At 47.7% G+C, this 12277-nt stretch carries 10 protein-coding genes; 8 read left to right on the top strand and 2 right to left on the bottom strand.

From position 1 onward, the window contains the following. Positions 1-28: 28 nt before the first annotated feature. Positions 29-1774, bottom strand: coding sequence for a bifunctional metallophosphatase/5'-nucleotidase (locus K5Q99_RS15705; protein WP_220777384.1), 1746 nt, complete (start codon positions 1772-1774; stop codon positions 29-31). 144 nt (positions 1775-1918) lie between these two features. Then, the gene (locus K5Q99_RS15710; RefSeq protein WP_106649956.1) at positions 1919-3010 is read right to left on the bottom strand and encodes a CNNM domain-containing protein; all 1092 of its coding nucleotides are present in this window, start codon (positions 3008-3010) and stop codon (positions 1919-1921) included. 150 nt (positions 3011-3160) lie between these two features. Here K5Q99_RS15710 and rlmN point away from each other — a divergent pair, with 150 nt between their 5' ends. From rlmN to der, 8 genes are all read left to right on the top strand, one after another. Continuing rightward, a complete protein-coding gene (rlmN, locus tag K5Q99_RS15715; RefSeq protein ID WP_106649957.1) occupies positions 3161-4282 on the top strand; it encodes a dual-specificity RNA methyltransferase RlmN in 1122 nt (373 codons plus the stop codon). 32 nt (positions 4283-4314) lie between these two features. Next, positions 4315-5100 (top strand): type IV pilus biogenesis/stability protein PilW, encoded by a 786-nt coding sequence (gene pilW / locus K5Q99_RS15720; protein WP_220777385.1) that lies wholly within the window; start codon positions 4315-4317, stop codon positions 5098-5100. Beyond that, positions 5097-6194, top strand: a complete 1098-nt coding sequence (locus K5Q99_RS15725) for a RodZ domain-containing protein (protein ID WP_220777386.1) — start codon at positions 5097-5099, stop codon at positions 6192-6194. The genes pilW and K5Q99_RS15725 overlap by 4 nt, the downstream gene beginning before the upstream one ends. Positions 6195-6242: 48 nt before the next feature. Then, positions 6243-7358 (top strand): flavodoxin-dependent (E)-4-hydroxy-3-methylbut-2-enyl-diphosphate synthase, encoded by a 1116-nt coding sequence (gene ispG, locus K5Q99_RS15730; RefSeq protein WP_106649960.1) that lies wholly within the window; start codon positions 6243-6245, stop codon positions 7356-7358. 145 nt (positions 7359-7503) lie between these two features. Continuing rightward, a complete protein-coding gene (gene hisS / locus K5Q99_RS15735; protein ID WP_220777387.1) occupies positions 7504-8784 on the top strand; it encodes a histidine--tRNA ligase in 1281 nt (426 codons plus the stop codon). Between the two features lie 24 nt (positions 8785-8808). Continuing rightward, on the top strand, positions 8809-9429 hold the full coding sequence (locus K5Q99_RS15740) for a tetratricopeptide repeat protein (RefSeq protein WP_063883274.1): 621 nt from the start codon (positions 8809-8811) through the stop codon (positions 9427-9429). Between the two features lie 11 nt (positions 9430-9440). Continuing rightward, positions 9441-10628 (top strand): outer membrane protein assembly factor BamB, encoded by a 1188-nt coding sequence (gene bamB / locus K5Q99_RS15745; RefSeq protein ID WP_063883273.1) that lies wholly within the window; start codon positions 9441-9443, stop codon positions 10626-10628. 79 nt (positions 10629-10707) lie between these two features. Further along, a complete protein-coding gene (gene der / locus K5Q99_RS15750; RefSeq protein WP_106649962.1) occupies positions 10708-12174 on the top strand; it encodes a ribosome biogenesis GTPase Der in 1467 nt (488 codons plus the stop codon). Positions 12175-12277: the final 103 nt, after the last annotated feature.

A 12277-nucleotide genomic window follows, 5' to 3' on the forward strand; every position in this document is an offset into this window, starting at 1 on the left:
ATGTTGACGCCATGAGGAGCATTGGCACTTAACCCATACGTTGGCTGTGGCTGGTGTAATGCACGTGCTGTGACAGTAAATCAGACAGATTCGGTGAGCGATTTAAGAATCGAATAAAGGCCTGTGGCAACGTCAGAGACTCCATCGACTCCTGCCAGCGAGCTTGCAGCAATGGATGATAGCCTTCCTTACCCGCAGCGGTGTAAGACGTCGATACCCCGACATACAGTGATTCAGGCTCAACGGGATACCAAAGGGATTGGCTGTCCTGCTGCATCATCTCCAATCTGAACAAACGCTCGCCCAGTGGACGCCGCCCATCGTAGTAATACCGTAGGCCGTAAGTGTATGGGAAGCTGCCTGCTCCTGTACCACGGACACTGTTGTTGGTTGCCGCGTTAATCGCCGATTCGAGCGCTTGATAGAGGAATTGACCTTGAATTTCATACTTAACCAGCGGTAATTCGAAGGGCAGCAATTGCCCCATCACATCCGCTAGCGTCAACTGACCTTGGGCCACTGACTGGCGTACACCGCCGGCATTATGCAGGGCAAAGTTCACCCTAGGGTCGACAAGCTTAGCTTCTTGGAACATGCTGCGGCTGACCCAAGGCGCAATTTCACTGCCGTGGGGCAGGGCCTTAGACGGCAGGCGCGTATGGACTAAGTTTTTTGGCACTAGTGCTAAGACTTTGTTTTCCATCTCTGCGATGGCGGGTTTGTAGATGTCTCGAATAACGCCATCAATATCGGCATCGGCATCATCCCAAAGGACATTTGGATGCTGACTGAGCTGTTGGCGCACCGCTTGGTAATCTTGGTTATCGACGGTCGTGTTAGCACTTAAGATAAAGTGCTGATCCAGCATGAAGTAATTGCCGCCAGTTAAGCTCTGCACTTTACCTTCAGCATCAAATGTTATCTCGGCTAAGCCGACGACTTCGGCATATTTTCCCGCGTGCACTATCGGTGTGTTATTGATGACTTCACCGTAGGGTAGGTTGCTCAAACCTAAGGCGCGAAAATCGCCCTGTAGCGTATGCGTGTGACCGCCTACGATCAGGCTAATACCCTCGACTTCGGCCGCGAGGCGCTTATCTTGATCTAAGCCTAAGTGGCTGAGCACGATAATATGTTTGATGCCTTGATTTTTAAGGTGCTCAACCGTGCGTGCGGTTGTCGCGATAGCATCGACAAAATGAGTGTCGGGATCGGGGCGCGCGATCTCTTTCATTTGATCTAAAGTAATGCCGACAATGGCTAACGTCTTATCGTGGAAAGGCTTAAGCAGGTATTTCGCGCGTTTTTGCTCATGATCATAATCCAAGATATTAGGTAAACCACGCAGACAACCTGGTTTGTTGAGATCTTCTTGGCTTAAATCCATGTTGCCCGCAAGCAATGGGAAATCAATCTGCTTAGCAAACTCGGCAAGTCTGGCGTTACCTTCATCGATATCGTGGTTGCCAATGACCATAGCATCGGGCGCTAACAGATTGAGTAAGTGGGCGTTGGCCTTGCCTTTAAAATGGCTGAAATAAAGCGTGCCTTGGAAGCTGTCGCCACCGTGCAGGAAAACAAACGGCGTATCGGTTTGTGCAGCAGCTTGACGTGCCTTAGTGATGTGGTAGCCTATGCGGGCATAACCACCGCTATGGCTGGTTACATCAAGCTTATGCTGGCCGAGGTTAAGGCTAAATTGGACGCGGCAGGGCTCAAAATTCGAATGGGTGTCATTAATGTGCGCGAGTGAGAGTGTGTAGCTCTGTGTCATAACTTACCTCTATTACGGCGGGTGAGTATATACCCAAGCGACCTCAAAATGCGAGGCTCAGAGGGTTCTGAGTTATCCGCATTCTAAAAGAATAAAGGGAGCTAGGCTCCCTTTATATTAACAAGCACTAAACTGGCTTAGCCTTCAGCCGGATTTGGCTTCGTCATCATCGGATGCGGCTTCAAAATCACCGTCATCGGATAGGCGAATACCTTTTTGCTTCATGCGCTTAGTCCAAAGTTTACGTGCTAATTGCTGCATATCGGTCGCGGGATCGTTTAAATCGACAATCTCTAAGCCTAACATAGATTCGATAATATCTTCTTGAGTCACAATACCTTGGCTACTGCCGTACTCGTCGACCACCATAGCAATTTGGGTGTTACGTTTAATCATACGCTCAAAAAGTGGCAGAATTTTTGCGGTTTCAGGCACCACAAATAAACTCCGTTTAAGCTCACCAATCGATGCCTCTGGTGTGTAACGCTCAGCCAGCAATACATCGGTACGGGTGATATAACCGATAATATCGTCATGATCCTGATCGTATACTGGAATACGGGTAAAAGGCTTGTCACGATATTGACGTACAAACTCATTTTGAGTCAGATCCACAGGTAGCGAGAACATCACAGTGCGCGGTGTCATGATTGCTGTAACGGGCATATCACGTACCTTGAGCATTTGCGTCAGAATTTTCGACTCTTGCTCGTCAAGCTCACCGGATTCATGGCCGATTTTTGCCATCGCGCTCATTTCTTGGCGGATATATTGGCCTTCATCGCCTTTGCCCATCAGGCGAGTGACTTGCTGCGACATCCAGATCAGCGGTTTAGTGACACGCTTCATCCACGTCACGGCAACAGACACGCTCGGTGCGAGGCGACGCCAATGGTTGGCACCCAATGATTTAGGAATAATTTCTGAGAAGAACAGAATAATAAAGGTCAATACGCCCGAGAAAACACCCAACATATCGTCACCAAATACTTTCGCTGCTTGCGCACCCGCAACGGCAGCGCCAACGGTATGAGCGATAGTATTTAACGTAAGGATTGACACCAAAGGGGCTTCGACATTTTCTTTCAGTTTACGCAAGCGCGCGGCTGCGGCACTGTCAGTTTGTTCGAGTGATGCGATATAACTTGGGGTAACCGATAGCAGAACAGCTTCGAACACACTGCACAGAAAAGAAACTCCGACAGCGACAAGCACTATAATGATGAGGGTTAACATATAGGTGGAATTACAACTCCGTATTTTAGGCCAACATTAGCCCGTGGAGATTCTAGCATAGGTTAATTGAGTTACTGGCTAAAATTTATTTGCGTCTGTATAATTCGCCGCCCTGTTACAGGATCCGGTTTTGGTGTTGAGGTTAGCGATATGAGTGAAAAGAAGATCAATTTATTAGACCTTGATCGTAAGGCGATGCGCGCATTATTTGCGGACATGGGAGAGAAACCCTTTCGTGCCGATCAGCTCATGAAATGGCTATATCATTTCGGCGTCAGTGACTTCGAAGAGATGACCAACATCAACAAAGTGTTACGTCAAAAGTTGGCGGCCCGCTGCGAGATCGTTGCGCCGGAAATTTCGAGTTTCCAAAAATCGACCGACGGGACGATTAAATTCGCAATCAATGTTGGTCAAGGCCAAGAAGTTGAAACGGTTTATATTCCTGAGGATGACCGCGCGACCTTGTGCGTTTCATCCCAAGTGGGTTGTGCACTGGAATGTACTTTCTGCTCGACGGGGCAGCAAGGGTTTAACCGTAACTTAACGGTTTCTGAAATCGTCGGCCAAATCTGGCGTGTATCGCACTTTTTAGGGTTTGCTAAAGACACGGGTGAGCGTCCTATCACTAACGTAGTGATGATGGGCATGGGCGAGCCATTGCTTAACCTAGCCAATGTGATCCCAGCGATGGACATCATGCTCGATGACTTTGGTTTTAGCTTATCAAAGCGCCGCGTAACTCTATCAACATCGGGCGTCGTACCTGCGTTAGATAAATTGGGTGATGCGCTTGATGTGGCACTGGCTGTGAGTATCCATGCGCCAAATGATGAGCTACGTGACATTCTGGTCCCAATCAATAAAAAATATCCGCTGGATGAGTTTTTAGCGGGTATTCGTCGTTATATCGCCAAATCTAATGCAAACCGTGGTCGCGTGACGGTTGAATACGTGATGCTAGATCACATCAACGACAGCACAGAACAAGCCCATGAGTTAGCTAAGTTGATGAAAGATACGCCTTGTAAGGTGAATCTGATCCCATTCAACCCGTATCCAGGCTCGCCTTACGGTCGTTCATCTAACTCACGTATCGACCGTTTTTCTAAGGTGCTAATGGAGTATGGTTTTACTGTGATCGTGCGTAAAACCCGTGGCGATGATATCGACGCCGCCTGTGGTCAGTTGGCGGGTGATATTCGCGATAGAACGAAACGTTTAGCAAAAAAACGCATGCAAGAAAACCAGATTTCAGTCACAATGAATTAACTCTTTGTTTGCACAGATTTATAGGCTCGCCCATGAAGCATGGATTGCCAAGGTTTTCGTTGATTTTAACCCTGTCATTGATGACAGGGTGCGTCACTGAGCGTACTTATACTGGGACAGATATCCCTGTTTCTGAACGAAAGTTAGACAAAGTCGCCGCCGCGCGCGAGCGTTTGCAGCTCGGTTTAACCTATTTAAATCGAGGTAACTCGGAACAAGCCAAATACAATCTTGATAAAGCATTAGAATATGCCCCAGAGCTTGAAGATGTGCACACCGCTTTGGCTTATTACTATCAAACCGTGGGCGATTTAGTACGTACTGAAGAGTCGTACATGAATGCCATTAGTACCAAGGACGCCTCTGGCGATTCCATGAATAATTTCGGGGTGTTTTTGTGCCAACAAAAGCAATACAACAAAGCTGAAAAAATGTTTTTGGCCGCAATCGAAATGCCCAAATATACGCGAACGGCCTCAAGCTACGAGAACTTAGGTCTCTGTAGCCGCGAAGCTGGACAAGCAGAAAAGGCACGACAGTATTTTCAGATGGCGTTAAAGTATGACCCGAGAAGATCGGTGTCGTTGCTGGAGTTGGCAGAGTTAGAAGTCGACCAAGGTGATTTTATTCAGGCGCGAAACCAATTAGCGCGATATCACCAAGTGGCTGAGCAAACTCCAGAAAGTTTAGCGCTCGGGATCAAAATAGAGCAGGCAGTGAATGATGATGCCGCTGTGAAGAGATTTGGTATTTTATTGCTTGCCAAATTCCCAGCATCACCTCAGGCCAAGCAATACAGAGTTAATTTACATCAATGAAAGATCATGAAATCAATGCGCCAGTTGAGTCGGTAGCACCGCAATCTATCGCGCTAGATGTAACGCTTGGAACCTTATTAAAAGCTGGCCGTGAAAAAATGGGCCTTAGTATTCAAGATGCGGCGGTTAAATTGCATTTACGCCCTCGTATTGTTGAAGATCTTGAAGCCGACAATTTTACCAATATTGCCTCATCCACTTATGTTCGTGGTTATGTAAAAAACTATGCCCGTATGGTCAGCGCGGATGCGGCTTTGATTGAAGCATGTTTAGTGCGCCAAGTGCCTGTGGTGACTGAGCCTGCAATGCAAAGCTTTTCCCGTAAAACGACTTATCAAGCCCGCGATACGCGTTTAACTTGGCTGAGTATTTTTATCGTTATTGTGTTACTCGGCTCGTTAGTCGTCTGGTGGATGCAAAAAACGACTTTGTTAAGCACTATTGATCTATCTAAACCCACGGCAGAAGAGGTCGCCGCCGCGAACCAAACGCTACCTGGTGACGTACTATTGACCGAAACCGATGCGAGTCAACAATTGACCGACATCGCGGCTAACGGCTCTATGTCAATTGACGGCCCGATTAAAGATACCGATGCCAGCACTATTGATGTGAGCACTGGGCCTACTGACAATAATTATCCTCAAACGGTTGATACGAGTAATGAAGATGGTGGCTCGGCTAATGCTGCAACCACAGCGTCTCAAACGGCCTCTTCGGTAGCTGAACAGACGGTAGCTCAACAGACGTTTGTGCAACAGCCTGCAATTCAGCCCGTTGTAACTGCAACGCCTTTGCCTGTTTCAACATCGCCAGCCACAACGACCAATACTCTGGTGGCCGCTGCCGGTGAATCGATTATCAAGGTACAGTTAACGGGTGATTGCTGGATTAACATTGTCGATGCTAAAGGTAAAGCGTTAGTCGATGGTGTGAAAGGCGCTGGCGCCACAGTGCATGTGAGTGGTGTACCACCATTTAAAATTATTCTAGGTGCGCCGCAAGTGGCGACATTAAGCTTAGATGGTCAAATGGTTAGCTTAGCTGATGTCCCTAAGGGACGTGTCGCGCGCTTAACCTTACCTAAGGCTTAACGACCACCTAATGATCTACAGCACGTACCGAAATAGAGCGTATTAAGCATGTATAATGAAACTCCCATAAAAAGACGTCCTTCCACCCGCATTTATGTGGGTAATGTACCGATTGGTGATGGGGCGCCGATTGCCGTTCAGTCAATGACCAATACTAAGACCACAGATGTTGAAGCGACAATCGCTCAAATTCGTGCCTTAGAAAAAGTGGGTGCCGATATAGTTCGTGTCTCAGTACCGACTATGGATGCGGCAGAAGCCTTTAAACTCATTAAGCAAGCGGTTAAGGTGCCTTTAGTGGCCGACATCCATTTCGATTATCGCATTGCCTTAAAAGTTGCCGAGTACGGTGTGGATTGCCTGCGTATTAATCCGGGCAATATCGGCAACGAAGAGCGTATTCGCAGCGTGGTGGAATGTGCCCGTGACCACAATATTCCTATCCGTATTGGTGTGAATGGCGGTTCATTAGAGAAAGATCTGATGGACAAGTACAAAGAGCCAACGCCTGAAGCCTTGCTCGAATCGGCCATGCGCCATGTCGATATTCTGGACCGATTAAACTTCGACCAATTCAAGGTCAGCGTGAAAGCCTCCGACGTGTTTTTAGCGGTTGAATCCTATCGTTTATTGGCAAAACAAATCCGTCAACCTTTGCATTTAGGCATTACCGAAGCGGGCGGCGCACGCGCGGGTTCAGTTAAATCGGCCGTGGGTCTAGGCATGTTATTGGCCGAAGGTATCGGGGATACGCTACGTATTTCCCTTGCGGCCGATCCCGTCGAAGAAATCAAAGTCGGTTTTGATATTTTAAAGTCGCTGCGTATCCGTAGCCGCGGGATTAACTTCATCGCCTGCCCATCTTGCTCCCGTCAAGAGTTTGATGTGATAAGCACAGTCAATGAGTTAGAGCGTCGCCTCGAAGACGTGACTACCGCCATGGATGTGTCTATCATCGGCTGCGTTGTGAACGGTCCAGGTGAAGCCTTAGTGTCGCATATTGGTTTAACTGGCGGACACAATAAGAGCGGATATTACGACGAGGGTGAACGTCAAAAAGAACGTTTTGATAACGACAATATTGTCGATTCCCTCGAAGCGAAAATTCGCGCTAAGGCCAGTCAAATGGCGAACCGTATTCAAATAAAAGACACAACTGAGTAATATGCATCTGCATTTGGGCATAGATTACGCCTAATGATTTTGAGCTAGGCCCCGAAACCGACGGGGTCGTTTTACGTTTTACGTTCAAAAGCCTATAATGCGTGACATTTTTTATTAATTTAGCTAAATCGGACGAGTCGATACAGTGGCAAAACAGATCCAAGCGATTCGCGGAATGAATGACATTCTGCCAACTCAAAGTCCTCTATGGCAAAAAGTGGAAGCGGTACTACGTTCGAGCGTTAGTGCTTACGGTTACAGCGAAATCCGCACTCCAATAGTGGAAAATACCGATCTCTTTAAACGCTCTATCGGTGAAGTAACTGATATTGTTGAAAAAGAAATGTATACCTTCGCAGATAATAACGGTGACAGCTTAACGCTGCGCCCAGAAGGTACGGCATCGACAGTGCGTGCGGGTAACGAAAACGGTCTGCTGTATAACCAAGAACAACGTCTTTGGTATATGGGCCCTATGTTCCGCCACGAGCGTCCACAAAAAGGTCGCTATCGCCAATTTAACCAATTTGGCGTGGAAGTGTATGGCATAGGCACGGCGGATATTGATGCTGAAGTCTTGATGTTATCAGCCCGCCTGTGGGAAAAACTCGGTATTAGCGATCACGTGTCGTTAGAGCTTAATACATTAGGTGATCCCGCCGAGCGCGCGGTTTACCGTGATGCCTTGATTGCGTTTTTAGAGCAGCATAAAGACGCGCTCGATGAAGACAGCAAGCGTCGCATGTACAGCAATCCGCTGCGGGTATTGGATTCAAAAGATCAAAATGTCCAAGCTATTTTGGCTGGTGCACCTGAGTTGATGGATTTCCTCGGTGAAGAATCGAAGACACATTTTTCACAATTGCGTGAACTACTTGATGCTGTGGGTATCAAATACACCATTAATCCGCGCCTAGTACGTGGTTTAGATTATTACAATCGTACAGTATTTGAATGGGTTACATCGAGTTTAGGCTCACAAGGTACAGTGCTTGCGGGTGGTCGCTATGACGGCTTAGTCGCCCAGTTAGGCGGTAAAGATACCCCAGCAGTGGGTTTCGCCATGGGCTTAGAGCGCATTGTCTTGCTGCTTGAAACCTTAGACCTGAACAAAGATATTCCGCCAGAAGTGGATGTGTATGTTACTGCTATGGGTGATAGCTGTCTGGTTGAAGCGATTAAAGTTGCGCAGGAATTACGCAGCGCGCTGCCAAACCTTAAAGTGATGAGTCACTGCGGTGGCGGTAATGTGAAAAAACAAATGAAACGTGCCGATAAAAGCGGTGCAGCTGTCGCCTTACTGATTGGTGAAGATGAACTGGCCGAAGGCATGGTGACAGTGAAATATTTACGCAATGATAACGAACAACAACGGGTAGCTCGAAGTGCCTTAGGCGCATTTTTGGCTGAACTGGCCATTAAGTAATAGATCATATAAGGGGACGTGCGCGTGGAAATTTATAGCACAGAAGAACAACAAGTTGATGCTATCAAGCAGTTCTGGAAAGACTATGGAACCTCGATTTTTATTGGGGCGGTCGTTGGTTTAGGCGGCCTGTATGCGTGGAATTATTATTCTGACGTTAAAGTAGCCCAAGCGGAAGAAGCCTCAAAAGCTTTCCACGAGTTGACCACTAAATCAAGCGACGAAGCCGCTATGCTGGCGGGTGTGGCTGAGTTTTCTAAAAATCATGATCAAAAAGGTTATCAAGCGCTACTAGAACTGATCGTGGCAAAAACTGCGGTAGAAGCTAAGGATTACCCTAAAGCTATCGAAGCCTTGAACAAGGTTATTGCGGCTAAACCAGGTGCTGGTTTAGATATGATTGCCACTTTACGTGTCGCTCGAGTACAAGCCGAGCAAGGTCAAATAGACGCTGCTCTGGCAACTTTAGAGCAAGTTACAGATAAAGCCTTCTTCGCCCAGCGCGATGAACTAAAAGGTGATTTCTTAGTACGTCAAGGTGAAGTTGAGAAAGCGAAAACAGCTTATCAAGCTGCCATGGACAATGGTGGTGTGGTGACAAGCCCAGCGCTTAAAATCAAACTTGATAGCCTAAATCAGGCATAAGGGATCCCTTGATGAAGTCTTGGTGCAAAAACCTGCTAGCCGCCGGATTAAGTCTGGCCATGTTATCCGCCTGTTCGTCGAGCGATGTTGAAGACGAGCCTGTCAGTGAGTTAACTGCCATTCAGGCGACAGTGTTCCCTGAAGTAAGTTGGAGCGCCTCTGTCGGTGATGGTGTAGGTGATTATTACTCTCGCCTCGCTCCTGCCGTTCGTTATGGCAAAATATTTGCCGCCGATCGTTATGGTGAAGTCACCGCGTTTGACGAAGCGACGGGCGAGCGCGTTTGGACTAAAGATTTCAGCGAAGAATTTCGTGATAACGCCTTAGCAAAAAACAAAGGTGCGCGAATCGCCGCTGGCGTAACTGCTGCGCGTAATAAAGTCTTTTTAGGGGGAGAAAGCGGGCTGTTAGCCGCGCTCAATGCCGAAGATGGCCAAGTGTTATGGCATGTGGTTGCTGGTGGTGAGTTACTGTCTGCGCCAACGGTTGCCGATGACGTTGTGGTTGTCAGCACCAGCTCAGGTTCACTCGAAGCCTTTAACGTCGATACTGGCGCTAAGCTGTGGGTGTACGAAATGCAATTGCCAAATCTGACCCTGCGCGGTACAGGTTCTGCAGCTTATGAAGCGGGCGGTTTCTTTATCGGTACTGCCGATGGCAAAGTGGCTGTTGTGATTAAAAACAATGGTCAAGCAGCATGGGAACAGGCGATTTATAATCCAACGGGCGGTAACGAGTTTACCCGTATGGCCGACGTGGATATGACGCCGCTGATCCTTGGCGACAATTTATATGCGGTGAGTTACAACGGTAACTTAGTGTCGATGGAATTACGCACGGGTCGAGTTGTGTGGACACGTAAGTATTCTAGCTTTAACGAGTTAGCATCAGCGGGCTTAAGCTTGTTCCTTGTTGACGACCACAGCCGTATCTACTCAGTTGATAAGCGTAACGGTCTAGAGCTGTGGAGCAACTCTGAGTTAGCTAACCGCACTCTGACGTCACCAGCTGTGTATAAAGACTATTTAGTTGTGGGTGATTTCGAAGGTTATTTACACTTCATCGATCGCAGTACAGGGACGATTGTCGGTCGTGTCCAAGTGGACAGCTCTGGATTATACAGCCAGCCATTAGTGGTTGACGATAAAATCTATGTTCAAGGTCGCAGTGGAAAGTTAGCTGTTGTAACACTTCCATAGTTAAAAGTGTTATCCTTGTAGAGCCCCTGGAAGTGTGTTCCGGGGGCTTTTTATTGAAAAGTTTTTTAGAGGCAAAATCATGATCCCTGTAGTGGCCCTTGTTGGTCGGCCGAACGTCGGTAAATCCACCCTATTTAATCGCCTTACGCGCACGCGTGATGCGCTGGTTGCTGACTTTCCTGGCCTAACACGTGACCGTAAATATGGTCGAGCATTCTTATCCGGCTATGAGTTCATTGTGGTCGATACCGGCGGTATCGATGGCACTGAAGAAGGGATCGAGACGAAAATGGCCGAGCAATCCCTTGCCGCCATTGAAGAAGCCGATGTTGTTCTATTTATGACTGATGCGCGCGCGGGTTTAACCTCTGCGGATCTGTCGATTGCGCAACATTTGCGTAGCCGTGAAAAAACCACTTTCGTGGTTGCGAACAAAGTGGACGGTATTGATGCCGATTCTGCCTGCGCCGAGTTTTGGTCTTTAGGTCTAGGTGAAGTTTACCAAATGGCGGCGTCTCAAGGACGCGGCGTGACCAACATGATCGAATACGCGCTGACTCCTTATGCCGAAGCGATGGGCATAGTGCGTCAAGACGAAGGCGAAGTGACCGAAGAGCGTGAATATACCGAAGAAGAAGCCGAAGCTGAGCAAAAGCGTCTGCAAGATTTGCCTATTAAGCTAGCGATCATCGGTAAACCTAACGTCGGTAAGTCAACCCTGACTAACCGTATTCTAGGTGAAGAGCGCGTTGTGGTATTTGATGAGCCCGGCACAACCCGTGACAGTATTTACATTCCAATGGAACGTGAAGGTCGCGAGTACGTGATTATCGATACCGCGGGGGTTCGCCGTCGCAGTAAAGTACATCAAGTCATTGAGAAATTCTCAGTGATCAAAACCTTGAAAGCGGTTGAAGATGCCAACGTGGTGTTGCTTATCATCGATGCCCGTGAAGGTATCGCCGAGCAAGATTTAGGTCTGTTAGGCTTTGCGCTCAATGCGGGTCGCGCTTTGGTGATTGCCGTCAACAAGTGGGATGGTATCGACCAAGGGATTAAAGATCGTGTGAAGAGTGAGCTTGACCGTCGTCTTGGCTTTATCGACTTTGCTCGTATTCACTTTATTTCGGCGCTGCACGGTACTGGTGTTGGCCATTTATTTGAATCGATTGAAGAAGCTTATGACAGTGCCACACGCCGCGTCAGTACTTCTATGCTGACACGTATCATGCAAATGTCGCAGGACGATCATCAACCGCCATTAGTGAATGGTCGCCGTGTGAAGCTTAAATACGCGCACGCAGGTGGTTACAATCCACCAATCGTGGTGATCCACGGTAACCAAGTTAGCAAGCTGCCAGACTCGTATAAGCGTTACATGATGAACTACTTCCGTCGTTCATTGAAAGTGGTGGGTACGCCAATCCAGCTACGTTTCCAAGAGGGTGATAACCCATTTGAAAACAAAACTGAGAAGTTGACTATGAGCCAAGAGCGTCGTCGCAAGCGCGCACAAAGCCATATCAAAGACAGAAAAACCAAATAGTGTTTTTTACCAGACGCATTTGAAACAAAAGGAACCTTAGGGTTCCTTTTGTGTTTTAAGACTGTTTAATCAGGGTTTACATCAATATCAATGTCCTCTAGAG

Origin of the sequence: Shewanella hafniensis (genome assembly GCF_019655335.1) — a bacterium.
In the GTDB taxonomy this organism is placed as follows: domain Bacteria; phylum Pseudomonadota; class Gammaproteobacteria; order Enterobacterales; family Shewanellaceae; genus Shewanella; species Shewanella hafniensis.

Coding starts and splice junctions, on each gene's coding strand:
- pilW (WP_220777385.1), top strand. CDS start 4,315: ATGAAGCATGGATTGCCAAGGTTTTCGTTGATTTTAACCCTGTCATTG.
- ispG (WP_106649960.1), top strand. CDS start 6,243: ATGTATAATGAAACTCCCATAAAAAGACGTCCTTCCACCCGCATTTAT.
- K5Q99_RS15725 (WP_220777386.1), top strand. CDS start 5,097: ATGAAAGATCATGAAATCAATGCGCCAGTTGAGTCGGTAGCACCGCAA.
- K5Q99_RS15705 (WP_220777384.1), bottom strand. CDS start 1,774: ATGACACAGAGCTACACACTCTCACTCGCGCACATTAATGACACCCAT.
- der (WP_106649962.1), top strand. CDS start 10,708: ATGATCCCTGTAGTGGCCCTTGTTGGTCGGCCGAACGTCGGTAAATCC.
- rlmN (WP_106649957.1), top strand. CDS start 3,161: ATGAGTGAAAAGAAGATCAATTTATTAGACCTTGATCGTAAGGCGATG.
- bamB (WP_063883273.1), top strand. CDS start 9,441: ATGAAGTCTTGGTGCAAAAACCTGCTAGCCGCCGGATTAAGTCTGGCC.
- K5Q99_RS15710 (WP_106649956.1), bottom strand. CDS start 3,010: ATGTTAACCCTCATCATTATAGTGCTTGTCGCTGTCGGAGTTTCTTTT.